Annotated in this window: 27 protein-coding genes; 8 read left to right on the top strand and 19 right to left on the bottom strand. The window is 45.4% G+C overall.

The features are described from left to right. Positions 1-3: 3 nt before the first annotated feature. From fliH to R7P80_RS07820, 16 genes are all read right to left on the bottom strand, one after another. The gene (gene fliH / locus R7P80_RS07895) at positions 4-804 is read right to left on the bottom strand and encodes a flagellar assembly protein FliH (protein WP_225491504.1); all 801 of its coding nucleotides are present in this window, start codon (positions 802-804) and stop codon (positions 4-6) included. A 71-nt stretch (positions 805-875) separates the two neighbouring features. After that, entirely contained in the window at positions 876-1,931 is a 1,056-nt protein-coding gene (gene fliG, locus R7P80_RS07890) for a flagellar motor switch protein FliG (RefSeq protein WP_005380470.1), read from the bottom strand. Further along, positions 1,924-3,666, bottom strand: a complete 1,743-nt coding sequence (fliF, locus tag R7P80_RS07885; protein WP_053306693.1) for a flagellar basal-body MS-ring/collar protein FliF — start codon at positions 3,664-3,666, stop codon at positions 1,924-1,926. The genes fliG and fliF overlap by 8 nt, the downstream gene beginning before the upstream one ends. A gap of 14 nt (positions 3,667-3,680) precedes the next feature. Then, positions 3,681-3,992 carry a flagellar hook-basal body complex protein FliE gene (gene fliE / locus R7P80_RS07880; protein ID WP_005384482.1) on the bottom strand — a complete coding sequence of 104 codons (312 nt, stop codon included), beginning with the start codon at positions 3,990-3,992 and terminating at the stop codon, positions 3,681-3,683. A 122-nt stretch (positions 3,993-4,114) separates the two neighbouring features. After that, positions 4,115-5,524, bottom strand: coding sequence for a sigma-54-dependent transcriptional regulator (locus R7P80_RS07875; protein ID WP_213886952.1), 1,410 nt, complete (start codon positions 5,522-5,524; stop codon positions 4,115-4,117). Positions 5,525-5,560: 36 nt separating this feature from the next. Continuing rightward, entirely contained in the window at positions 5,561-6,592 is a 1,032-nt protein-coding gene (locus R7P80_RS07870) for a sensor histidine kinase (RefSeq protein ID WP_005380459.1), read from the bottom strand. Positions 6,593-6,791: 199 nt separating this feature from the next. Next, positions 6,792-8,258, bottom strand: a complete 1,467-nt coding sequence (locus tag R7P80_RS07865) for a sigma-54 dependent transcriptional regulator (RefSeq protein WP_005384490.1) — start codon at positions 8,256-8,258, stop codon at positions 6,792-6,794. Between the two features lie 287 nt (positions 8,259-8,545). Then, the gene (gene fliS / locus R7P80_RS07860) at positions 8,546-8,956 is read right to left on the bottom strand and encodes a flagellar export chaperone FliS (RefSeq protein ID WP_005380457.1); all 411 of its coding nucleotides are present in this window, start codon (positions 8,954-8,956) and stop codon (positions 8,546-8,548) included. A 12-nt stretch (positions 8,957-8,968) separates the two neighbouring features. After that, on the bottom strand, positions 8,969-9,274 hold the full coding sequence (locus R7P80_RS07855) for a flagellar protein FliT (RefSeq protein ID WP_005380456.1): 306 nt from the start codon (positions 9,272-9,274) through the stop codon (positions 8,969-8,971). Positions 9,275-9,277: 3 nt separating this feature from the next. After that, positions 9,278-11,272, bottom strand: coding sequence for a flagellar filament capping protein FliD (fliD, locus tag R7P80_RS07850; protein ID WP_225491505.1), 1,995 nt, complete (start codon positions 11,270-11,272; stop codon positions 9,278-9,280). A gap of 21 nt (positions 11,273-11,293) precedes the next feature. Further along, on the bottom strand, positions 11,294-11,728 hold the full coding sequence (gene flaG / locus R7P80_RS07845) for a flagellar protein FlaG (protein WP_005384493.1): 435 nt from the start codon (positions 11,726-11,728) through the stop codon (positions 11,294-11,296). A 92-nt stretch (positions 11,729-11,820) separates the two neighbouring features. Next, positions 11,821-12,951 carry a flagellin gene (locus R7P80_RS07840; protein WP_005380449.1) on the bottom strand — a complete coding sequence of 377 codons (1,131 nt, stop codon included), beginning with the start codon at positions 12,949-12,951 and terminating at the stop codon, positions 11,821-11,823. 288 nt (positions 12,952-13,239) lie between these two features. After that, positions 13,240-14,373 (bottom strand): flagellin, encoded by a 1,134-nt coding sequence (locus R7P80_RS07835; RefSeq protein ID WP_005382039.1) that lies wholly within the window; start codon positions 14,371-14,373, stop codon positions 13,240-13,242. A 263-nt stretch (positions 14,374-14,636) separates the two neighbouring features. Then, positions 14,637-15,776 (bottom strand): flagellin, encoded by a 1,140-nt coding sequence (locus tag R7P80_RS07830; RefSeq protein ID WP_005380443.1) that lies wholly within the window; start codon positions 15,774-15,776, stop codon positions 14,637-14,639. A gap of 142 nt (positions 15,777-15,918) precedes the next feature. Continuing rightward, complete coding sequence (locus tag R7P80_RS07825; protein ID WP_213891844.1) at positions 15,919-16,821, bottom strand: Dyp-type peroxidase; 903 nt, start codon at positions 16,819-16,821, stop codon at positions 15,919-15,921. Positions 16,822-16,867: 46 nt separating this feature from the next. After that, entirely contained in the window at positions 16,868-17,353 is a 486-nt protein-coding gene (locus tag R7P80_RS07820; RefSeq protein WP_054702723.1) for a DUF2919 domain-containing protein, read from the bottom strand. Between the two features lie 144 nt (positions 17,354-17,497). On the opposite strand from R7P80_RS07820, the gene R7P80_RS07815 reads away from it, so the two are divergent. Both R7P80_RS07815 and R7P80_RS07810 read left to right on the top strand, forming a co-directional pair. Next, complete coding sequence (locus R7P80_RS07815) at positions 17,498-17,851, top strand: DUF2956 domain-containing protein (RefSeq protein WP_005380437.1); 354 nt, start codon at positions 17,498-17,500, stop codon at positions 17,849-17,851. A gap of 3 nt (positions 17,852-17,854) precedes the next feature. Next, positions 17,855-18,187: a DUF4156 domain-containing protein gene (locus R7P80_RS07810; protein WP_005380435.1), complete on the top strand. Its 333-nt coding sequence runs from the start codon at positions 17,855-17,857 to the stop codon at positions 18,185-18,187. Positions 18,188-18,221: 34 nt separating this feature from the next. On the opposite strand, the gene R7P80_RS07805 is transcribed toward R7P80_RS07810, so the two are convergent. Continuing rightward, entirely contained in the window at positions 18,222-18,509 is a 288-nt protein-coding gene (locus R7P80_RS07805) for a winged helix-turn-helix domain-containing protein (RefSeq protein ID WP_005380433.1), read from the bottom strand. 291 nt (positions 18,510-18,800) lie between these two features. Between R7P80_RS07805 and R7P80_RS07800 the strand changes: the two genes are divergently transcribed. Genes R7P80_RS07800 through R7P80_RS07785 form a run of 4 tightly spaced genes read left to right on the top strand, consistent with a single transcriptional unit; the run spans position 18,801 to position 21,219 of the window. Next, a complete protein-coding gene (locus R7P80_RS07800) occupies positions 18,801-19,151 on the top strand; it encodes an ArsC family reductase (protein ID WP_005380431.1) in 351 nt (116 codons plus the stop codon). An 18-nt stretch (positions 19,152-19,169) separates the two neighbouring features. Further along, a complete protein-coding gene (dapE, locus tag R7P80_RS07795) occupies positions 19,170-20,306 on the top strand; it encodes a succinyl-diaminopimelate desuccinylase (RefSeq protein WP_005380429.1) in 1,137 nt (378 codons plus the stop codon). Positions 20,307-20,320: 14 nt separating this feature from the next. Then, positions 20,321-21,019, top strand: a complete 699-nt coding sequence (locus tag R7P80_RS07790; RefSeq protein WP_042521432.1) for a M15 family metallopeptidase — start codon at positions 20,321-20,323, stop codon at positions 21,017-21,019. Further along, positions 21,016-21,219 (top strand): DUF2897 family protein, encoded by a 204-nt coding sequence (locus R7P80_RS07785; RefSeq protein ID WP_005380425.1) that lies wholly within the window; start codon positions 21,016-21,018, stop codon positions 21,217-21,219. Before R7P80_RS07790 ends, R7P80_RS07785 begins: the two co-directional genes overlap by 4 nt. 106 nt (positions 21,220-21,325) lie before the next feature. Here the strand turns inward: R7P80_RS07785 and bamC are convergent, their stop codons facing one another. Together bamC and dapA are read right to left on the bottom strand one after the other, a co-directional pair. Then, on the bottom strand, positions 21,326-22,345 hold the full coding sequence (bamC, locus tag R7P80_RS07780) for an outer membrane protein assembly factor BamC (protein WP_005380424.1): 1,020 nt from the start codon (positions 22,343-22,345) through the stop codon (positions 21,326-21,328). Between the two features lie 80 nt (positions 22,346-22,425). Beyond that, entirely contained in the window at positions 22,426-23,304 is an 879-nt protein-coding gene (dapA, locus tag R7P80_RS07775; protein ID WP_005380422.1) for a 4-hydroxy-tetrahydrodipicolinate synthase, read from the bottom strand. Positions 23,305-23,780: 476 nt separating this feature from the next. On the opposite strand from dapA, the gene R7P80_RS07770 reads away from it, so the two are divergent. Beyond that, on the top strand, positions 23,781-24,323 hold the full coding sequence (locus tag R7P80_RS07770; protein WP_005380420.1) for a glycine cleavage system protein R: 543 nt from the start codon (positions 23,781-23,783) through the stop codon (positions 24,321-24,323). A 16-nt stretch (positions 24,324-24,339) separates the two neighbouring features. Next, positions 24,340-24,810 (top strand): thioredoxin-dependent thiol peroxidase, encoded by a 471-nt coding sequence (gene bcp, locus R7P80_RS07765; protein WP_005380418.1) that lies wholly within the window; start codon positions 24,340-24,342, stop codon positions 24,808-24,810. Positions 24,811-24,868: the final 58 nt, after the last annotated feature.

Below are 24,868 nucleotides of genomic sequence, written 5' to 3'. Positions count from 1 at the left end.
GGATTACTCACCCTCTTGATGACGGTTTGCGCCACAAAAGCTGTGCAATACGCTTTTGACGCGTTCTTCCATGCGATAATTAATGCTTGATTCACCGGCTTCAATCTGGACGTCACCTCGATTGAGCGATGGTTCAGCAACTAACGTCCAGTTGCGACAATCAAGGTCTTCTTCACCATAAGCTGAACGAATAATCGCGACATCTTCTGGATTCAGGTGCAAGGTAATAGGGTGGCCTGATATTGGTAGCACTTCAACCGACTGCTTCACTGTATCTAAAATAATTTGAGGGTTGGTTTGTACTTCAACGTGCACCACTTCTTTAACTAAGCAGAGCACCATATCCACCAGCTGCTTTTCAACCTGAGCATTCATCAACTCCAAAGGTTGAGCAAACTGATTGGCCAAGTTCATAAAAGTTTCAACTTGCTGCTGAATGTATTCTTGCCCTGCAGTTACCCCTTCAGCTTTTCCGAGCTCGAGACCTTCAGCATGGCCGGCTTGCAACCCTTCTTCTTTACCTTTGTCGTAACCTTGCTTAAAGCCAGCTTCCTGACCTTGATGTAAGCCTTCTTGATAAGCACCTTGCTTAATCAGTTCAATTTGCTCTTCGGTTAGCGCAAGTGGCTGCTCTTCTTCAGGCTCATCAAAATTCGGCACCCATCCCGGGTCATAGTTGAACGCGGTTTGTTTTGCTTGTTTGGCTTTAGGCTCGCCATAATCAGGCAGCCCCCAACGTTGAGGTTCGATCATCGAATCATCTTCATCAGGACGGATAAATCCACGTTTTCTATCGCCAGCCATGGGTTACCTATTGTGTGTTCGATTAAGAAGTGAGGGTGCTCCGCAATAGGATAATTGCGAAGCAATAGAAATTATAAGAATTCGTCAGCACCGCCAGACAACATGAGCTCACCAGCATCCGCCATTCGACGGGCAATTGCTAAGATTTCTTTCTGAGCGGCTTCTACATCTGCCACTCGTACTGGCGGCATCGCTTCTATGTCATCACGCATCATATCAGCAGCACGTTTAGACATGTTCTTGAAGACTTTCTCACGTAACGAGTCATCTGCACCTTTGAGTGCTTTTTGCAACACGTCTTGTGGTACGTCACGCAGCAACTTCTGAATACCTTGGTCGTCCACTTCGACTAAGTTTTCGAAGACAAACATTAGGTCTTGGATTTGCGTCGCCATGTCTTCGTCCTGATCGCGAATTTGTTCCATCAACAAACCTTCGACGTTGTTGTCTAGGTAGTTCATGATCTCCGCTGCTGCTTTCAGGCCGCCAATTTTGGCTGCTTGTGCACCCGCTTGACCCGCGAACTGTTTCTCCATGATTTCGTTCAGCTCTGCCAATGCTGATGGCTGAACTTCTTCAAGGTTGGCAATACGCATCATCAGATCCAAACGCACGCGCTCAGGGAACTGAGACAAAATCTCTGCAGATTGGTCTGCTTCTAAATAAGACAATACGATAGTTTGAATCTGTGGGTGTTCATTGACAATAATGCTCGCCACTTGGCGTGGGTCCATCCATTTCAAAGAATCCAAACCTTTTGAGCCCGTACCAAGTAGGATCTGGTCAACTAAGTTGTTGGCTTTGTCTTCACCAAGAGCGGCAACCAGTGCATTACGCATAAAGTCTTCGCTGCCCATACCAATGTTGGTGTATTTCTGGATATCCTCCAAAAACGCACGATGAACAGCAGATACCTTGTCTTGGCTGAGATCCTTCGCGCGAGCCATCGCACTACCAACACGCTGAACCTGTTTTGGTTCTAGGTGACGGATAATGCCAGCTGCATCTTGTTCATTAAGGCTCAGTAGCAAAATTGCCGCTTTTTCTTCGCCAGTAATGGTTGAAACATCCAGCTCTACTGGCATTCCCGCGGCGTTGTCATCTTGAGGTACGATATCGTTAGCCATTGTCATTCATCCAGTTTTTCACTACTTGAGCAGCCAGTTCAGGTTCATTCGCAACCAGAGCGCGAACCGCTTTCAATACATCTTCATCTTTATGAAGGTTTGGCAAATCAATACTTGAGCCAAACTCGAACAGTTCGCTGCTTTCGATGTCACTGCCAATCAAGCTAGTTTCACCATCCGCACCAATCGGCAAGCCGTCTGGTCCGTACATTTCGTCTTCATCATCGCTGGTAGGGTTAAGCAATTTCTTCATTGCTGGGCGAACCAGAACCAACACAACCACAATAATCACTAATGCACTTGCGAACCAACGAACCCAATCACTGAAGTTAGGGTGCTCCCAAATTGGTGGTTCTTCTAGCTGCTCAGCCTCTGGCTCAGCAAACTTTACACTCAATACATTCAGCAAATCGCCACGGCCTTGATCAAAGCCAACAGTGCCAATTAATACTTGGCGAATGGCATTGATTTCAGATTCGGACATTGGGGTATAAGTCACTTCACCCGTATCAGGGTTAACTTGACGACGGTCTTTAATCGCAACAGAAACGGTCTGACGAGCCACCGTCCCGGTCTGCTTTCGCTCGTGGCTGATGGTGGTATCTAGCTCAAAGTTACGCGTGGACTCTTTACGAACTGACCCCTGCCCCATGACAGAACCATCTTTCATTTGAGCCACATCTTGCGGAATTGAGGCATCCGCTGGAGGCTGATTACTCAACGCACCCGGAATACCCGCTACCATGTTACCGTTATTGTAATCTTCGAGTGCGTACTCACTGCGGGTCGCAGGGGTGTTCGGATCAAAGCGTTTGCGAGTTTGTTCAACCGCACTGAAATCCATTTGGATGTCAACCTGCGCCGTATAGTTGCCATAACCTAAAATCGGTAATAGTACGGAATCAATTTTTTCGCGCAGCGCTTGTTCTTGGTTGCGTTCTAATTCTTGTTCTTTGCGTCGCGCCGCAGAAGCAGGATCTTGGGAGCCTGAGCTGAGTAAGCGGCCATGCTGATCTGTGACGGTAATTCGAGAAGTTTTCATTCCCGGCACGGCACTCGCTACCATGTCGACAATAGAATCCACTTCTTGCTGCTTAAGGTTCGTGCCTGTCGACAATGTCAAAAATACCGACGCAGACGCTTCTTGGTTATGACGCACAAATACGCTGTGCTTTGGCAGTGCCAATAACACTCGTGCTTTGCGAACTTGCTTCATTTCTTCAATTGCTTGAGCCAATTGGCGCTCTCGACTGAGTTTGAGACGCTCTTGCTCGAGACGTTGTGAAACACCAAAACCCATGTCTTGCAGCAAAATATCATCGCCTGCTTCTGTAGCTTGGTTAACGCCGGAACGAACCATGCCAAGTTTGATCGAGTTGTACTCACTCGATTCAACAGAAACAGTATTGCCATCAAGCTTATAATTGATTTTCTGCTGGTCCAGATAATCCAGAACGGGGATCAATTCTTCGGTCTCATACGCACCAAGTGGGCGCATCTCCGGTTCTTTGACCCAAAAGAACAGCATCACGATCAATGCAACACAGATGGATATCGACAGCACAAGCACAACCTGACGAAGTAAATCGAGGTCGCCCACTGCCATATCGAATTTTGACGCACTGCGCTCCTCTAGATCTGGATTTTGACTCTCCACATCCACATCGGAACTTGCTACCAGTGCACCATCTGAGCCGCCTTCAGTGACGGTTAAATCTGTAGACTTGTCTGCCACACTTATTACCTAAATTACACTGGCATGTTCATGAGGTCTTTATATGCCTCAACGAGTTTATTGCGAATTTGAACCGTCGCATCAAAAGCGACACTAGACTTGTTACGAGCGATCATAACGTCAGAAAGGGATACATCGGCATCACCACGATCAAAACGGGTTTGTAAATCACCAGATGCTTTTTGAAGTGTGTTCACGTTATTGATGGCTTTAGTTAGGAGATCGTTAAAATCCGCTCCAACTTTCGCCCCACTTGCAGTAGGAGCCGTATTGGTTGCTTCTACCATCATGGCGCGCATTTCTGCCTGAATACCATCAATTTTCATTAGCACCTCTAAGCCAAAAGATTGACTATTAACAAAACTGATTATTGACACAGCAATTAACGTGCCATAAGACATTAGCAATCAATTTACTTACACTTTTTGTCTTATGGCCGTTGTCTGTGTTAATTCGGGATATCTATACCAGCATCACGCATTTTGGCAAGCTTATAGCGCAAGGTTCGAGGGCTTATACCCAGTTTCTCCGCCATTTCTTTGCGTCGACCATTACACTCAACCAAAGTCTCTAAAATAATGGCGTATTCTTGATCGCGCAGCTCGCTGCCTAAGCCTTCTCCACCAGTTACGGGGCGGCTGACATTCTCAGCTTGCGCAACTGGCTTAACATTGGGCACGACCATATCTGCATTTTGCACCACGTGTTGTAAGCTATTGGCATCTTGCCAATCTACGCCCTCAAGCAAAATGTGCTCAGCATCGATGTCGCCATTTTCACTTAATATCAGCGCTCGTTGAACCACGTTATCCAATTCACGAACATTACCCGGCCAAGGGTATTGCAATAGTTTTTCTAACGCAACGGTCGAGAATTGAGGCACTGGCATGCCCATTTTGCTGCAATGACGCTCAGCAAGATGCTTGGCAAGCGGTGCAATATCGCCTTTACGTTCTTTAAGTGCAGGCCACGCAATTGGGAATACATTCAGGCGGTAATATAAGTCCTCTCTGAAGTTTCCTTCTGACACGTATTGCTTAAGATCACGGTTACTCGTCGCTAACACACGAACATCTAACTTGATGCTTTTGCGACTACCTAGGCGCTCTACTTCTCGCTCTTGCAAAACACGCAACAACTTCGCTTGCAGGTTCAAGTCCATCTCACTGATTTCATCAAGTAAGATTGTGCCACCTTGTGCTTGTTCAAACTTTCCTGGGCATGCCTGAACAGCACCAGTAAATGCGCCCTTTTCATAGCCAAACAGTGTTGCTTCGAGCATATTGTCAGGAATCGCGGCACAGTTAATTGCGACAAAAGGACCATTTTTACGATTTGACGCGTTGTGAATATAGCGCGACATGACTTCTTTACCTGAGCCACTAGGACCTAGCACCATAACATTCGCATCTGTACGTGCCACTTTATCGGCCAACGCAAGTAGACGCAGACTTTTTTCATCTGCCACGACCGCGTCACCATTGTCATCGCTTTTGATCGGTGCATATCGACTGACCATGTTCAGCAATACTTCTGGTGCAAATGGTTTCGCCATGTAGTCAATCGCGCCATCTTTCATTGCAGACACGGCATCTTCAATGTTGGCGTACGCCGTCATTAGCAATACTGGTAAGTTAGGCCAATTCTGCTTGATGCTTTTGAGCAGAGCTAAGCCACCCATACCCGCCATTTGCACATCAGAAACGACGATATCAACCGTATTCGATTTCAGCTTTAACAGTGCATCTTCAGCACAGTCCGCTTCCAACCACTCATACCCTGCCAGAGCCAGAGTATCGACTAGGGCTTCACGAAGACCTTCATCGTCTTCTACGATCAGCACTTTGCTTTGCGCCATTATGATTCTCCAGAAATTGTTATTACCAAAAGCCGCTTATTGCGCTTCTGTTTGCACTCGCTCTAGCGGAATGCACATGGTGAAGCAGGCTCCATCACCCTGCTCTGAAATAAGTTCCAATCGACCGTCATGGGCACGGCAAACCATTTGAACAACTGCCAACCCTAATCCAGTTCCTTGAGAACGTGTGGTAAAAAATGGCTCCATAATTTTGGCTTGCAGTTCTTCGGGCACTCCCGGTCCGCTGTCTTGCACAGAAATGCGTAACTCACCATTTACCGGGCGGAAAAAAATATCGACTTGCGATTCTTTACCAGACATTTGAATCGCATTCATGACCAGATTACTTAATGCGGATGCAATGGCGTTCGCATTGCCTAGTAGCTCAGTTTGTTCTTCTTCCACTTCTAGGCAGTAATCAATACTGTTGTTTTTTAGCGCGGTTTCGACCATCGGCTGATATTCCGCTACCAACTGGGCAATCGTAAATGGCTTAATGACCTTATTATCACCACCTTTAGCAAAAAGCAGCATATCATTAACCTGCTTTTCCAAATCGTGCAGTCGATCCATTAATTTGGTTTGGAAGCGATCTTTTGTCGCTGGAGGAAGATTTGGCGCTCCCAAATTGGATGCATATAACATAGCGCTCGACAGCGGCGTTCTTACTTGGTGAGCAAGCGACGCAACCATACGTCCTAACGACGATAAGCGCTGTAAATCACTGACACGAGCTTGAAGTAAACGGGTTTCGGTTAAATCGGTAATCAGGATCAATTGACCTGTTGTGGACGCCGAGATGGCGAGTCGAACTTTACGGCCATTACGTAATGAAACTTCGTGGCCATCATCTTCACGTGGGTCAAACACCGCCTGGATAACGTTGAACCATTTTTCGTTAACCAGTGGAATCTCAAGAATTCGGTGCGCTTCTGGATTTGCTTCACGCACTACTCCGTACGTATCGAGCAAAATCACTCCAGCAGGCATCACATCGAGCACCTGTTTGTAGCGCTCAACCTGATTCTCTACGGAATCTAAATGGGATTGATTGGTGTTGTTATCCATTACTGCCTGTCGAAATATCGCCGCTAAAACTAAAATAGCTTGGTAAGCAATTAGCGTACCAAGCTATTTTATATATTTATCAGGACGTTAAGCTATCGACAATAAGTTGACACTCAGAGGTGACGGTTTTGGATGCCAGAAAAACGATGTTAACTAGCACAAGTGATAATTCAGATATCGTCTTAAAACTTCACTTTACCTAGCGCTGTAAGTTGTACTTACGCATTTTTTCCACCAGCGTAGTACGTCGCATACCCAGCATGTCGGCCGCTCTTGCTACAACACCACCCTGCGCTTCTAATGCTTGGCTGATCATATTAACTTCTAAATCAGCCAGCAGCTCTTTCAAATTAACCCCTTCCGGTGGCAGCGCTTGCGGGGCGTTCATGCTGTGATCAAGGTCGTCTTGATCTTCAAAGCTAAAATCTTCAGAGAAGATATCTTGGAATACATCACGCTCTTGCTCTTCCACCGAAACAAATGGATTGCTCTCTGGTTGGAACTCTGGGATGTCACTGTAGCGATATTTGGTTGGTAGATGGTTTACATCCACCAAGCTATTTGGATACAAAATAATCATTCGCTCAACAAGATTAGCCAACTCGCGTACGTTGCCCGGCCAGTTATGCTCCATCAGTGAGTTGATTGCACGAGGTGTAAAGCAGATAGGTTGTCCGCCTTCCGCCTCTAAACGTGTCATCAGTTCTTGCAGCAGCAATGGTATATCTTGTTTGCGCTCTTTCAGCGCTGGCATCTCAATTGGAAACACGTTCAGACGATAGAACAAGTCTTCTCGGAACGTGCCTTCTTCAATCATATTTTCTAGATTACGGTGTGTCGCCGCCACCACTCGAACATTTACCTTGATGGTACTATTGCCACCTACACGTTCAAAGCAGCGTTCTTGCAATACACGAAGCAACTTTACTTGCATCGACATTGGCATATCGCCAATCTCATCAAGAAAGATCGTGCCACCGTCTGCGAGCTCAAATCGACCTTTACGGGCAGTTAACGCACCAGTAAACGCGCCTTTTTCGTGACCAAACAATTCGCTTTCTAGGAGCTCAGGCGGTATTGCACCACAGTTAATAGGTACAAATGCGCCATCGCGGTATGAAGAATGATAGTGGATGTTACGCGCAACAACTTCTTTACCCGTACCGGACTCACCTAAGATCAACACGTTTGCTTCTGTGTTTGATACTTGCTCAATCAGGTGTCGAACTTCTTGAATACCTCTACTTTGACCAACTAAGCTGCGAAAAAGCGTGTTTTTGCGTGCACTAGCAACAACATTCACTCCTTTTCGCCCCAGAAAATCTTTGCAGTGGCGTAACGCTTCACTAAGCTGTGGGTAATTAAGCGGCAGCTCTAGTTCACCAACAAAATTTGGAAGATCATCAACAGGCAAAGGAAAACGGCCCATGACTAGAAGAGGGATGTGGTAAGCGCTGTTTAAATGAGAGATAACCGTACTCGCCGCTTGACCTGCTGGAATATTACCAACAATACAGCACGACCATACGCTAGACCAATCAACATCGCTGAGCTGATCAGAACTGACCGCTTCGCAATTTTCTCCAACAAATTCCAATATATTGCTTAAATTTAAACGACTTGATGCGTCATCATCAATTACAAGCAGCTTTGCCAAACCATGCATAAGTAAGAATGATTGCCTTTATTTTAGGTGCGTTGCGGCCAAACCTTGATTTGCGCAATTGGGTGCTAAAGAAGGCAGAACCACCACACTCAATTTACGATAGACAAAATAGGAAAATCAGCAACAAAAAAGCCATTAGGGCTACTAATGGCTTCTATTTTATTTGAATATAAAAATAAGGCAACCAAGCAATGGAGAGGTGTGAGCTTGATAGAAACTTTGCTACACAACTCGTTGCGCAATTGACAAATATATTCGTCTAGTATCTTAACGCATTGTTTTGACTATTAAATACCAACTTCAGCAGCGGTAAGATTATGAAACTCTGTTGGGATTTGGTCCCAAGCGGACTTGATCTCACGGATAATATCGATAACGTCGTCGATCAGCTGAGGCTCATTTTGATGGTTAGCAGCAGAAATTTGCGTGATCATAAACTCATACAGTGAATCTAAGTTTGAAGCAATATCACCACCGTCATCCATAGATAGACAGCTGCGTAGCGCGATAATGATGTCTAACGCTTTACCTAAGCGCTCACCTTTTGCTGGAATATTGCCTGCTTGCATGGCTGCTTTACCTTGAATAAGGCGCTCAATCGCACCAGCCATAAGCATTTGAATGACTTTGTGCGGAGAAGCCGCGCTAAGCTGGCTGTCGACTGATACCTTTTTGTATGCTTGCAAAGAACCGCGCATAGTAATCCTCTTTTAAATAAATTTTTTGTACTGCTGAAGTGAACGCTGGCCATAACGAAACTTATGGAGCTCTTTTCCGACCTTTGACGTTTCCGATTGCATCAGCTCGACAATTCTTTTGGTACGAGTTAGCAATGCTTGCCACTCTGCATCCTGCTTAACCAAAGGATTTTGATGAATAATTGGTAACAGGTTTTGCAATAACCGTTCCCTGATATCGACCAAGCGAAGAATTTCTTCAGCATTAAAATCAATTTTTTCTAATTCTTGCGTAATTAGTTGATCTATATCACTAATTTCCATGAGTTCTTTTTGCATTTATTAACCCAACGCACTCATCAAAGCGCCCAACTGGCCCTGCATTTTACCGGTCGCATCTTGCATCGCGGTAAACTTCGCATGAGTACGCTTCTCTAGGCTTTCCATGCGGCGATCTAATGCCGCTTGATCGTCACTCAAACGGTAATTTTGTTCTGTGAGACTTTTTTCTCGAGTACGAATACTGCCTGTAATACCTGTGATACCGTGAATCGCATCTTCTACTCGTTTAGCAAAACCTGTGTTGCCACCGAAGAACTTTTCTAACTCGTTGAAGTTATTGTTCAACTGGCGGTCTAGCATGTCATAGTTGATTTCTAGTGTGCCTTGACGTGTGGTCGTAATGCCAAATTCTGTTAAGGACTTTAGGTTTTCAGGTGCTTTATCGATTCGAGTAGAAAAAACCGATTTTAATCGTGAATCTGCACTGCGTACGGTGCTGTCACCTGACAACGGCCCTTTTTGACCAGTTACCGGATCCACACTCGCCAACGCTTGGGAGGTTTGATAAAACGAGTTATACGCTGCCACAAAGTTTTCGATATCGTTGCGTACACTTTGACGGTCGTACTCGACACCAATTTCAGCAGGCGGTTTATTCGGTTCTGATTTGCCTTTTAGTGTTAAATCAACACCTTCGATCGCATCTTCAATCACATTGTTGTGGCTAGATAGCTTTGCCACGCCATCAAGCAGAACTTCTGAATCTTGCCCTGCTTGTACTTCTGTCATTCCAAGGTATTCTTCAAAAGCAGATTGTGCCTTTGCGATTTTCGCTTCTGCTTCATCAATTTTTTCCAGACGCTCACGTTCTTGAGGATCAAGTTTAGCGCGATGAATTTGCTTAGCTTGCGCTTCGGAAAGTTCACCACGTGCCACTTTTTCGTCTAACGCTTTCTTTTCACTCGCAATTTTTTGCTCGATTTCCGCTTTTTCTTGCTCAAGAAGCTGCTTAGCCTCTTTCGTCGTAACGTAAGAATCGGTTAGGGTGCCCGATGCGGCATTATTCCAGCCTGGTACATCTGGTGCCTTCTCTATTGCCTTTTCGTCGAGTTCGAGCTCTGGTTCTTCATAAGAGTCCAACAAAGTACCTGACGCAGTTTCTGTCCACCCTGGAATTCTGTCTTCAGGGCGTAAACTCGCGCGTCGGTTGGCTTCATCAATGGCTTCTTGACCAGCTTTGGCTGCTTCTGCACCCGCCGCAGAGATTGGCGCTTGCGATGCATCATCTTGTACATCGTCTGCCGCTTTTTGCTCTTCTGGAGGTAGAGGATTGCCGTTTGCATCCAGCTCTTCTGCTGGTTGTTCCGGAAATTTAAGAGGACCTAAGACATCTTCCGCCGCTGAACGAGCTTCTTCAAGCGCGTTGACGCGGTCTTCAAGTGTTTGGTATTCGAAATATTTAAGAGGGTTGCCTTTTTCTGCCTCCACACTGACTCTGATTTGATGATCCTTACCAGAGAGGTTAGAAGCAAGGATAAGGCGTGGACCTTCGACGTCGTTAATAAGAGATGCACGAACGCCAGGGTTATCTTTAGCGCCATTGATGCCACGTACGACATCGATGAGCTTAGATCGGGAACGAACATCGATATTAAAACGCTCATCACCAAGCGAAATCTGCAGCTTACCAGGGCCAAATTTTGCGTCTTCTGGCAATACGTCAGAAGCGACTTTATGGCTCTGAGCAAGCTGCAACACATCGATAGCATATTTGCCAGCGATAGCATCTGTGGTTGCCGTGGCAGATACGATATTGTCATCGGTCGTTTCGACAGTGCGAACGGCAAATGCTTTCTCCTGACGAAAGTTCGCCATGAGATTTTTCATCGTATCCAATGATTCTCTGAGTCGTCCGTAAGCACTGATACTGGCATTAATTGTCGTGCGTTCGTTGTCGATGCGTTGCTGCTTTGGTACGCGTTCGGCATCCACAATTTTGCTGACCATGGAATTAATATCCATGCCGCCAGACATCCCCAAAGGGCCTAAACTCATCAAATCACCTCTAAAAACGACTTACACTTTTTCAGTCAACAACCCGCTGTTGGCTGTGTGCTCAGCTAGGCGACGCAATACCACTAGCATTTCTTCATCAGGAATTTGACGAATCACGTCACCGGTATTGGCTTCATAAATCGTCACCACATCTCGTCCGGATTCTTCATCCACTCGAAATGCGACTCCTTTGTTTATGGACGTTACAAATTCATTCATTTGTGCGACCAATTTTTCACGTTCTTCTTTGTTCAGTTCTTGACGGCTTTCAGCCATCTCGATCGCAGCTTGAACAGAGAAGTCGTATTCGGTGTTTTTCGCTTTTTGCGGCGAAATCTCACCATTTGAATTTGCAGGGCTAGACGTGCCTATATCATTGCCATTTTTATTTGCAAACTTTGTGCCATTTGGCGTGCCGTAAGGCTGGATGTTCGATGCGTAGGAGGATATATCCATTACAATCTCCCTTCCACCTTATGGGCTAACGATAGAATCTATCGCTTTGGTGCCCCACCACTAAGGTGTTGACCTCAGGCTGGGTTTACCACTTAGCCCAACAAGCTTAGCGCTGCAGATGGAGACTGCTTCGCTTGAGCCAGGATTGAAGTACTTGCTTGCTGAAGAATTTGCGACTTAGTCATCGCAGTGGTTTCCTTCGCGTAATCAGTATCTTTAATACGGCTTTTAGACGCGTTAACGTTCTCGTTAATGTTGTCTAGGTTGCTGATTGCGTGGTTGAAGCGGTTTTGGAAAGCACCGAGTGAAGCTCGTTGGCTGTCTACGGACTTAAGAGCGCCGTCGATAACCGCTACTGCTTCTTGAGAGCCAGCTACTGTGGTTACGTCGATGTCTTTCACTGTTACGTCTTTCGGACCACCAAAGCCGATCTCGTCTGCTAGGTTGCCAGAAAACTCAACATCACCTTCAACTTTTTGAGAAGAAGCAAATACTTGTAGTTTGCCATCTTCGCCAACAGAGGCTTTTACATCATCGTTTTGACCGTTGATGTATGTCGCTAGCTGTTCAATATCATCGCCTTGCTTAGCGCTGATTGATAGCTCTTTCTCTTCACCCTGCTTGTTGGTGTAGCTCATTTTGAACTCTGTTTTCTCACCAACAGTCCAAGATGCGTCTTTACCCTCTTCTGCTGCGTAGCTCTTACCACCCATTGCTGAAGTGTCTGAGCGTAGGTTACCCATAGAAAGCATCACTGCTTCACCTGAGTCCGCACCGATTTGGAAAGATTGAGTACCGTAAGTACCGTTTAGAAGCTTGTTACCACCGAAAGAGGTAGTTTCAGCAATACGGTTTAGCTCGTCGTTTAGCGCTGTTACTTCTTCTTGGATCGCTACACGTTCTGCTTTTGAGTTAGAACCGTTCGCAGATTGAAGCGAAAGATCACGCATACGTTGTAGGATGTTGGTAGATTCATTCATTGCACCTTCAGCAACCTGTGCAATAGAAATACCGTCGTTTGCGTTTTTCACTGCCATGTCTAGGCCACGGCTCTGTGCATTCAAGCGGTTTGAAATCTGTAGACCTGCAGCATCGTCTTTCGCGCTATTGATTTTATAACCCGAAGACAAACGCTCCATTGATTTTTGTTGACCGTCAGCTGCCTGGTTTAGGTAACGCTGTGCAGTCATTGCAGAAACGTTAGTATTAACGTTAATCGCCATAATTGATCTCCTTAAGGCTTTAGTGAATGTACCGTCGTGTCTCTCACCTCACTTAGGTACATCTCATTTCTCTCAGTCCCTTTAACGGCGACCGATGAATATCCTTTAGAAGAAATTTTCAATTTTTTGCGATTATTTTCTTTGGCTTACTGAAATGTGATGAAGCTCTAATGTCGTGATTCGCAGAAACCCTGGGGCCCCAAAAGACAGAAAAAAACCCAGCCGAAGCTGGGTTTACTCGCTCATCTCTCACCACGAGCCAATGAGGTTCTCGTCTTAGGTTTGAAATTAACCTAGCAGACTTAGCGCTGAGTTTGGCGCTTGTTTCGCTTGCGCAAGGATTGAGCTTGACGCTTGCGATAGAATTTGTGACTTGGTCATTGCCGTCGTTTCTTTCGCGAAGTCAGTATCTTTGATACGGCTCTTCGACGCATTCACGTTCTCGTTAATGTTGTCCAAATTGCTGATTGCGTGGTTGAAACGGTTCTGGAATGCACCCAGCTCTGCGCGGTGGCTATCTACGTATTTCAGTGCCGCATCGATGATAGCAACAGATTCTTGTGCGCCACCAACTGAGGTTACGTCGATAGTATCTACCGTTACTTTTTTGCCTTCGCCCAGACCTAGTTCACCAGATAGACCGCCTGAAAACTCGACCTCGCCCTCAACTTTGTTGTTGCCAGCGAAGATTTGCAGTTTACCGTCTTGGTCTACTGAGGCTTTCACTAGGTCAGTTTGGCCGTTAATGTAAGTCGCAAGCTCTTCGATATCGTCACCCGCTTTTGCGCTGATGTTGATTTCTTGCTCTTGGCCGTAGCTGTCCGTTAGGTTGATTTTTAGGTCATTCTTGCCTTGGGCAACGTTCCAATCTTTACCTTTACCGCTTTCTGCTTGGTAGCTTACACCGCCCATCATTTTGTTGTCTGAGCGCATGTCTTTTAGCTCAAGCATTACCGCTTCGCCGTTATCCGCACCGATTTGGAACGATTTCGCGCCGTGGGTACCGTTTAGCAGCTTGTTACCACCGAAAGAGGTTGTTTCTGCGATGCGGTTTAGTTCGTCGTTGAGTGCGGTCACTTCTTCTTGAATCGCAACACGTTCTGCTTTCGAGTTTGAACCGTTTGCTGATTGCAGAGACAAATCACGCATACGTTGAAGAATGTTAGTGGTCTCGTTCATTGCACCTTCAGCAGTTTGTGCAATCGAGATACCGTCGTTCGCGTTGCGAACCGCTACATCCAAACCACGGCTTTGTACGTTCAAACGGTTCGAGATTTGTAGACCCGCAGCGTCATCTTTTGCGCTGTTGATTTTGAAACCCGAAGACAAACGCTCCATAGAAGTTTGTTGAGCTGAGTTTGCGTTGTTTAGGTAACGCTGAGCGGTCATCGCTGATACGTTAGTGTTTACATTCACTGCCATGGTGATTTCTCCAATTGATTTTCCGGTGTAGCGGTTTCCGACGTCTCGGAAAACCAAGTAGTTCTCTCAAAGTTACTTTTATTAACGGCGCATGCCCTGTTTTCTTTAGAGAAAATTTTGGATTTTTTTGAAAATAATTCGTTTGGAGGGGTAATCGTGACAAAGCGGATAAAAAAGCAAAAAAACTTTCATTTTTCGCTAAAGCTTCTTTTCGAATTGTCGATACAGGCAGGTTTTACGTTAAATTCGGGCAAGGCCGTTCATCAGCCAAGCAAGGTCAATGCTAGGTTTGGCGCTTGTTTTGCTTGCGCCAGAATAGAGGTACTGACCTGTTGTAAAATCTGTTGCTTCACCATTTGCGTAGTTTCTTTGGCATAGTCAGTGTCTTGGATACGACTGTTGGAAGCGGCTAAGTTTTCGTGGATATTATCGAGATTATTGATCGCATGATTAAAGCGGTTTTGATACGCGCCTAACTCCGCACGACTGCCATCTACCGTTTTCAAAGCATCATCTAAAATGCCGACCGCCATCTGAGCGCCACCGACCGTGCTAATATCAATACTATCTACCGTTCTATTTACGGTGACATACTTGCCAAGTTCTAACTCATCAGCCAGGCCACCACTGAAGGTTGGTCCAGGGTATTTTATGGCGTCCTTGTGGGACATGAGTAACTGCAGTTGCCCCTCTTCATTAACAGACGCTTTCACTTTATCGGTCTGCCCGTTAATGTAAGTCGCGAGTTCTTCTATATCGTCGCCAGCTTTAGCTTCAATACGGATCTCCTGCTCTTCAAAATTGTTATCACGGTAGCTGATAACAATTTCATTATTTCCGTTTTGAACCGTCCAATCTGAACTGACTCTTTGATATGAGCTCATTGAAAAGCTACCTAAAGATTCCGGCTGCATGGTCCGCAGGCCAATTTGTACCGCTTCACCAGCCGTTGCACCGATTTGAAAAGACGATGTACCGAATGTGCCATTCAGCAATTTACGTCCACCAAAAGATGTGGTTTCTGCAATACGACTTAACTCATCATTTAAAGCAGAGACTTCTTCTTGCAGTGCAGTGCGCTCCGCTTTGCTGTTTGAACCATTGGCTGACTGTAGCGACAAATCACGCATACGTTGCATGATATTGGTCACCTCATTCATCGCGCCTTCCGCAGTTTGCATGATGGAAATGCCGTCATTCGCGTTGCGAACCGCAACATCTAAACCACGCATTTGTGATTGCAAGCGGTTGGAAATTTGCAGACCCGCAGCGTCATCCTTTGCGCTATTAATACGCTTCCCTGAAGACAAACGCTCCATGGATTGATTCAGCATATCCGTTGCACTGGTCAAGTGACGCTGTGCGACAAGTGCTGCAACATTGGTATTAACGGTGATCGCCACGAATAAAGAGTCCTAAAATTAAGGCTTTGAGTACTTATCGACCAAGTAACAGAAAAGTTTAGTGTTTTTTGAAAAGAGATTGGAATAGAAATAGAAAACAAAAGCCCTCCATTGGAGGGCTTAAGAAATGAAGTCTGAGAACTTACTTGATGGCTAGCTCCGCGAGCATTTCTTGCGAAGGAGCGAAGAAGTACGCACCAGTTACCGCTGTTGTGAAACGAAGCATTTGGTCTGTTTTACCATCTGTCACGCCGTACATACTTTCTAGCATCACTTTAATGTTATGAAGTGTATTGCAGTAAGAAATAAACAGCAGGCCATGAGGCCCTGTCACCGTCCCGTATGGTAAGCTGTGGCGAACAATCTTCAAACCTTTACCTTCTTCTTTGATATCAACGCGACCAACGTGTGATGCAGCAGGAACGTCTTCTAGCTCGATAGAGTCTGACTTGGTACGACCAATCACTTTTTCTTGCGCTTTGACATTCAATCGATTCCAAGCGGCAAGGTTATGTTCAAAGCGCTGAGCCATAACATAACTGCCTCCAGCAAATGGGCCCTCTTTTACTAGAGCCACATCAGCGCGAGCCTCCCCTTTCGGGTTTTCTGTGCCATCAATGAAGTCTGTCATATCACGAGCATCAAGGTAACGGTACCCATATGTTTCGTCCACAATGGTGACATCTTGTGCCGTCTCTTCTAGGAACTTACGCAACACGTAAAAATGCAAGTCGTGACGAGTCGAGTGACAGTGAATCAGTACATCTACGTCTGTTGCTGGAGCAACGATGTCACCTTCGCCAAGTTGAGTAAAATCAATAAGCTCTTCTGGCGCGTCTACATTAAGGTGTTCCCAAAACGATTTTGTGAATGCGATAGAAAGCGTCAGCGCTGCACCCGGCTGGGTAATGTTTAACTCTTCCACCAACTTTGGTAGTGCTTTCAGTTTTTCTAATACGTTTTCACGGTTTTGGTTCACTTTGAGTTGAGTGTACAGTGCAAATGGCCCGGCTTCTGGCACGATCGCCGTTTGAGCTTGTGACATTGAGGTTTCCTCTATTACTTTGCCCCAGAGTGGGAAGTTATTGTTTTTAATTCTTTGAATGCTGCTGTTCATCGTGCGCCAATTGTGGCACTTGAAAACAGTCTTTTACCCATCTTCCATTTAGAAGATAGATCATAAACCAAGCTAATAAGGTAATGGTAAGGGCGTTTGCCCAATTAAACACTCCATGTTCTAGGTACACATGATACATGGTCTGAGCAAGTTGAATACCGCACAAGATCAAAGTGATCTCGCGACCATAGCGAGTAATTCTGTTTACCCATCCTCTGTCGGGATGACGAAGCCCCATTAACCACATAAGAAGCAAACTTGGAATGCCCATCGCCAAACCTAAATACAACGTACTTGAATATGGGTAAACAATAGCGAGTAGCTTACTGCCACTATCACGACTTACACCAGCCATGGCAAACACCACCCATGAACGCACAAGAAACATCCATCCCACCCATAAAATGATCGGCGCCTTTAAAAATCCATGGGCGTCATATTGGTCAAACGAATAGCGCACAACATCTTCTTCTTTATGTGATAAAAACGTCACTTTAACCTATCGTTTCAGAGTTGCAAGCCAACAAAGATGAGAACTGAAGTTCATTTCAGCACCTTACACAGGTAAACTAAACAAAGATTTACAGCGACGTTGATGAGAAACATGAAAAAAAGAACTCCTGCCACCCCTGTGCCTTCTCAAGAAACTCAAGCCGAAGCGATGAGAATTGCCAAATCCACGCAGAAACCGGGGCAAACCAAAGAGCAAACCAAACTCATCGCTCAAGGTATCGAAAAAGGCATCGCGCAATATAAGAAACAACAAAAAGAGCGCAACCGCCAAGCCGATAAAGCGAAGAAAAAACAGCAACGTGAAAAACAACGTCAGCATGAAGAGATTATCGAACAAGACAATATCACCGACGATGCGCCAAACCATTCATCAAGCAAACTGCCTTGGACACTACTTGTTCTGAGCTGGATTGGCTTTGCTGCTTACATAGTATTGGGGAAATAGCTAATGAAACGCCTGTTACTTGGACTTTTTGTCGTGCTTCTAACGGGTTGCACGATGCCTTCTCACCTTACTCATGCTCAAAGTCAAGATGTTCATATTCGCATTGACGCGCAATTCGACCCTGAGCGATGCGAATACAAAGGCGAAGTCACCGGAAGTGAAGGCCATTGGTATAACTACATTTTCATGACTAATGACGCGATGATGCAAGGCGCGATGAACGATTTAAAAAACAATGCAGCGGCTATCGATGCGGACACCGTTTTTATGGTTTCCCCACAAGATTTTATCACTTCATTTAGCGTACTGGGTTCCGCCTACCGCTGCAATGGATGAGGCCTGAATATGAAAAAAGCCAGCAATTGCTGGCTTATGCACGAAATCCAAGACTGCTAGCGATATCTCTCTCCCGCTCTAGAACCCATTGGCTATCAAAAGGCCCCCAATCTGAAAGTTGATAATAGCCGTCATTATGACGTCGGCCATCTTGAACGAATATGAGTTCAATGCCGATCCCAGGTAACGCCTTGAGTACATCTTGAATAGTACGACGAGGCCACCCCGTTTTTTCGATCAACTTTGGCACATTCGGCCTTTCTAGGTTTTCCACCAACAAGGCCAAATATAGCCGCCTTGCAAAAACAGGACTCAATTCCATTGACACCTCCTAAAATTGTGCTGATTCATTATTTCGTTTTTGCTCAGCGAGGTGTTGCGTTTGATCAATAACTCGACTTTTCCATTTGATTTAGACGAATTTTTATTCGATTTATAGCGCATTCATCGTAAATAAGTTGCGTGACATTAGTTATCTCAATCTATCTGAAAATATTTTCCACCGCATTTTGTCAGTTTGATTGCTTCTTGATAGGATGCTTTAACAGCCCAAATCACTTAAGTGCGTCTTAACCGCGCCAGTGAAAAATAGAACAAAGAAAAAGGAAAGACTATGTCGATTACCATGTTTGGTATTCCCAACTGCGATACGATCAAAAAAGCCAAGAAATGGTTAGAAGCCGAGGATATTGCTTACGACTTCCATGACTACCGTAAGCAAGGCATTGATGCAGAAATGGTAAGTGAATTTTGTCGCGCTTTAGGTTGGGAACAGGTGCTCAATAAACGTGGCACAACCTACCGCCAATTAGCGCAAGAGCAGAAAGACACACTTAACGAGGAAAACGCCATCGCTCTTTTGGTAGAAAACCCTGCGATGATTAAACGCCCAATTTTAAAAGTGAATGATCAACTTCATATCGGTTTTAAAGCTGATCAATACGCTAGCATTTTCAACTCTTAAATAAAGGAATACTCAAGGATGACAGACAGTCCAGTATTGGCACTTGCTAAAGATCTGATCAGTAGACAGTCCGTAACGCCGGAAGACGCAGGTTGTCAGGATTTGATGATCGAGCGCTTAAAAGCACTCGGGTTTGAAATTGAAGTGATGGTATTTGAAGACACCACGAACTTCTGGGCTCGACGTGGTTCAGAAGCGCCGCTATTTGCGTTTGCTGGCCACACCGATGTGGTACCAGCTGGCAAATTGGAACACTGGAATACACATCCGTTTGAACCGACCATTATTGATGGTTACTTGCATGGCCGCGGCGCAGCTGACATGAAAGGGTCGCTAGCTGCTATGGTCGTTGCTGTCGAACGCTTCATTGAAGAAAACCCAGACCACAAAGGCTCAATTGGCTTTTTGATTACGTCAGATGAAGAAGGGCCATTTATCAATGGTACCGTTCGCGTTGTAGAAACGTTGATGGAACGTGGTGAGAACATCGATATGTGTATTGTTGGTGAACCATCCAGCACCGACGTGGTTGGCGATGTAGTGAAAAATGGACGCCGTGGATCCATCACTGGTGATTTAACGGTAAAAGGAACACAAGGTCACGTGGCCTACCCTCACCTAGCCAGCAATCCAGTGCACGAGTCTCTACTCGCGATTCATGAACTCGCGACGACAGAATGGGACAAAGGGAATGATTACTTCCCACCGACTAGTTTTCAGATCCCGAATGTATCGGCTGGCACTGGTGCGTCTAATGTTATTCCTGGCGAGTTCCATGTTCAGTTCAACCTACGTTTTAGTACTGAGCTTAACAATGACGCAATTGTTCAGCGTGTTACCGAAACATTGGACAAGCATGAGCTGGACTACGACCTAAAATGGACATTCAACGGTGACCCATTCCTGACCGATACGGGCGCACTGCTAGACGCAGTTGTAGCTGCTGTGGCCGAAGTCAATGATACGAAGCCAGCGCTACTTACAACTGGCGGTACTTCTGATGGTCGTTTTATTGCTCGAATGGGAGGTCAAGTCGTAGAGTTAGGCCCTGTTAACGCTACGATTCATAAAGTGAACGAGTGTGTGAAAGTCGACGATCTTGAAAAGTTGACGGACATGTACGAAAACACGTTGAAGCACCTATTGGCGAAGTAATCAGCGAGAACACAATGACACCAGAGCAACTCACCGGAATCACTGATTCCCATCTTCAATCCACTTTAGTGGATCAAAAAGCGTTTCTACTCCACCCTGAAGTGGCTGACGATCTGCTAAAGATGATTGAAGCGGCAACAGAAGCAGGTTTCAAAATGGAAATCGCCAGTGGTTTTCGTGACTTTAATCGCCAAAAAGCCATCTGGAACGGGAAGTTTTCTGGTGAGTTGCCAATTCTCGACATCAACTCCCGCCCTTTGAATAAAACAGAGTTAAATGACAAAGAGAAATTGATGGCCATTTTGCGCTGGTCGGCATTGCCCGGAGGAAGTCGTCATCATTGGGGTTGTGATTTTGATGTCTATGCGCGCAATTTATTGCCTGCTGACACAAAACTCAAGTTGGAACCTTGGGAGTATCTTGAAGGCCACCAGCAGGCGTTCTACCAATGGTTAAAAGCCAACCTTGGTCGGTTCGGTTTCTTCTTTCCTTATCAGCATGATTTAGGTGGCGTTTCGATTGAGCCTTGGCACATTAGTCACCGCGCTGTCGGGCAGCAATGCCTCGAGCAGTTGACGCTTGATGTACTCAGAAGCCAGTTGATTAAACAAAATCAGACCGACAACATTGCAGGGATTGACGTCATACTGAATAATTTGGATAACGTCGTTGCCAAATTTATTCACAATATCACGCCGCCGGAGGCTCTATGATAGAAATACTAACCAATCCTTGGGTCATTATTATTGTAGTGTTGAGCGTGGTCATTGGTAATATTGCCGCACTCAAATATACCGCAAAAATGAAGTTTGGTCAGATGGATAAAAGCCGTAAGAACGATTTAGATAAGCTGAACACATTGGATAAACAGCGCTACGCTGAAGAAGATAAAAACAAAAACGAGCCTCGTTAGTTACTCACCAGCTTCATCTCGACACATTTAATCTAAACATCAAAAAAGGGACCACTAGGTCCCTTTTCTATCATTAAGTAAACACGCCGCGTTAAGCTCGCTTTGTTTACTGCTTCACTGTTGCAGCCAATACAGGCGCTAGTGATTTCAAAAACTCTTCTTCTACTGGCTTGCCAGAGGAGTCGGTGATATTGATAGACGTACGGTTGCCTAAATCACCAAGTAAGAATGTGTACTTACCAGCGGCTAACTCCACTGGTTTAACGCCGATATCGTTCCAGAATTCATCATCCGGAGATGCATATTTCGCAGTGATTGTGCCCTGAGACTGGCTACGCTCTTCAATCTTAAAGCCCATCTTAGGTAGAATATTAGGCAGACGTTGCCAAAGCATGTTGTATTGCGCACGCGCGATAATCACTGGAAGTCCGCTGCGGTCTTTACCCATTGTGATTGGGATCTGTTTAACCAACTCTTGCGCTTTACGCTGTGCTTCTTCACGCACTTCTTGATCGTAGCGAGCGGTGACCAAGTTCGTCATGAACACATTGTAGCGCTCACGGTTGGTCGCCGTTACTTCTTTCACTTGATTGCCTTCACGCCAGTCAATAAGGCTCACCTTAAAGCCGTGTCGACCATTTGCTTCAGCGCGTACGATTTCATATCGGCTGCCAATTTCTAGCTCTTCATCTGGCGAATCCCAAGTCACCCATCCTGTCTCGATGCGAGAGTCTGTTTGGCTTTCAACTGGAATCTCGTTAGCCGCGACCATGTTTTGCACCGTTTGCCAAACTTTATCTAGTTCATCTTTACGAAGTAGCCAAAGTGTCACTTCACCATCACTACTGCGGTCTAGACGTGCACCGGGAATAAGCTCTAGGACTTGTTGAGGTGGACGAATGTCGACATCTTTACCGACACCACCAGCGTAGTTACCCTGAGGGATCTCGTAGTTAGGGTAAAACTGAGGCTGTGCACCCTGTGGGACATTCCACTCACCCAAATTTGGGGAGTTCAAATACTCGAAGTCATCTTTTGCTTGACGACGTTGATTGGCACCACCTGAACAGGCAGTCAATACGAATACAGCTAATGAACTTAACACTAACTGGCTTGAAAGCTTCATCTATACTCCTAAAACACCGAGGGCGCTTTGGCCCCCAGTATGAACTTCAATCCTAGTAACTCAATCTTAATAGCTCAATCTTAATAAATATGGGCGTCTGTTAGCGCCTGCTCGACGATCGGCTGCGATTTTTCAGAAAGCGTAGTTAAAGGAAGACGCAAACCACCTTCTTCAATCAAACCAAGCTTTTGCGCTGCCCATTTTACTGGGATAGGGCTTGCTTCGATGAAAAGGTTTTTGTGTAGAGTCATCAAGCGTTGGTTAATCGCTTCTGCTTCTTCGTACTTACCTTCACTTGCCAAATGGAACATGTCTGCCATGTCTTTAGCTGCAATATTGTTCGTTACCGAGATAACACCATTGCCGCCAAGTTTCACAAAATCCAGCCCTGTCGCATCATCGCCACTTAGTAAGATAAAATCTTCGCCACAAAGTTCACGATGAATTGCAATTCGTTCCAAATCGCCCGTTGCATCTTTTAGAGCTACGATATTATCAAGCTTTGACAAGCGTGCCACTGTTTCTGGCTGCATATCAACAGCAGTACGGCCTGGTACGTTGTACAAAATTAGAGGCACATCACTCGCTTCGGCAATTGCCTTGTAATGTAGAAACAAACCCTCTTGAGTTGGTTTGTTGTAATACGGTGTCACACTCAGGAAGCCAGCAATACCAGAATCAGCCAGTAATTTGCTAAATGTTACTGCCTCATGGGTTGCATTTGCACCCGTGCCAGCAATCACAGGGATGCGACCGTCGGCAAACTCAACAGTTTTATTAACGACCTTTACATGCTCTTCAATGGTCAGTGTCGCTGACTCACCTGTTGTGCCTACTGCCACAATACCGTCTGTACCCGCTTCAACGTGGTACTCTACTAGCTTTTGCAGACCGTCAAAGTCTACTTCGCCATCTGCTTTGAATGGCGTAATCAGCGCTACGATACTTCCTGAAAACATGTTTATCTCCCTCATTTAACTCTTTCTGCATGGTACTGTAATGCGATTGAAAAACACAAGAGCGTAAACTCGCTTACAAAGTACAAATGAATGAATAATTACCAGTTGTTAGAGGTCTAGCAACTTAATTGCTCTATTTGGTTTGATTAACGGCAATATTGATAATCGTGTTGGGCTTTCGAGTGACTTTAGAATCTATCAGTGATTTGGAAAATACTGAAGAGCACAAGCAAGGAAAATATACTCTTTGGTCTTGTTAGCCAAGTCAGATCTAAGTGAATAAAACGGCCAGACAATAGGCAAGCACATCATGCAAACGTTTTGTTTATCCTGTAGCCTGCATTTACTGTTTATTTCCCCACCGCTCCCCTCAACATCCTCCTGCTTTTTATAGACTAAAAAAGAACTGGCTCGATATTTCTTCGCAATATCTGTGCTAACATCTCTCTATTGAAGAAAGGACAAGAAGCTCATTTATGAAGCAACATCTGGTACTTACAGCAGTTGGAACGGACCGTCCAGGCATTTGTAACCAAGTCGTACAGCTCGTTACTCAAGCTGGTTGTAACATAGTCGATAGCCGTATCGCTATCTTTGGCAGCGAATTTACGCTGATCATGCTCCTGACTGGGAACGCCAGCAGCGTGACTCGAGTTGAAACGCAATTGCCCCTGCTTGGCCAAGAACATGACCTTATTACGATCATGAAACGCACAGCGGCGCACGAACTGCTCGATAACAGCTACACCATGGAAGTGTTTATTGAGTCTGAAGACCGCCCTGGGCTAACTGAAAAATTTACTAAGTTCTTCGCTGATCAGCAGATTGGTTTAGACTCTCTTAGCGCGCAAACCATCAGCAAGTCGAAAATTCAACTCGATTCTGACCAGTTTCATATTGCGATTACTGCATCTGTAAGCGCGGATTTTAATTTGATGCAGTTACAAGAAGACTTCGATGAACTTTGTAAGTCGCTCAACGTACAAGGTTCTCTGAATTTCATTAAAAACACACTATAAAGTAAAGGAAATCAAAATGAATACGCTGACAGCAGGCTCGCCAGCGCCAGCCTTCTCTTTGCTCGACCAAGACGGAAATACCGTTTCTCTTGAAGACTTTAAAGGCAAGAAAGTACTTTTCTACTTTTACCCTAAGGCGATGACGCCGGGTTGTACTACACAAGCAAAAGGCCTTCGTGACATCAAAGCTGAACTCGATGCACATAACGTGGTAGTACTCGGCGTAAGCATCGACCCTGTAAAGCGCCTAGGCAAGTTCATCGAGCGCGATGATTTAAACTTCACTCTGCTTTCAGATGAAGATCATGCCGTTGCAGACCAGTTCGGCGTTTGGGGCGAAAAGAAATTCATGGGCAAAGTATACGACGGTCTTCACCGCATTAGCTTTCTGATCAATGAAGAAGGCGTGATCGAACACGTGTTTAACAAGTTCAAAACCAAAGATCACCACGAAGTCGTATTAAACTACTTAAACGAAAACGCTTAAACGCTATTGTTTTTCTACAAACAAAAAGCCCAGCAAACTGCTGGGCTTTCTTTTAACC

The sequence above is a fragment of the Vibrio sp. 2092 genome (assembly GCF_033339635.1).
Taxonomy (GTDB): domain Bacteria; phylum Pseudomonadota; class Gammaproteobacteria; order Enterobacterales; family Vibrionaceae; genus Vibrio; species Vibrio alginolyticus.
This window is presented reverse-complemented; position numbering and strand designations above follow the sequence as displayed.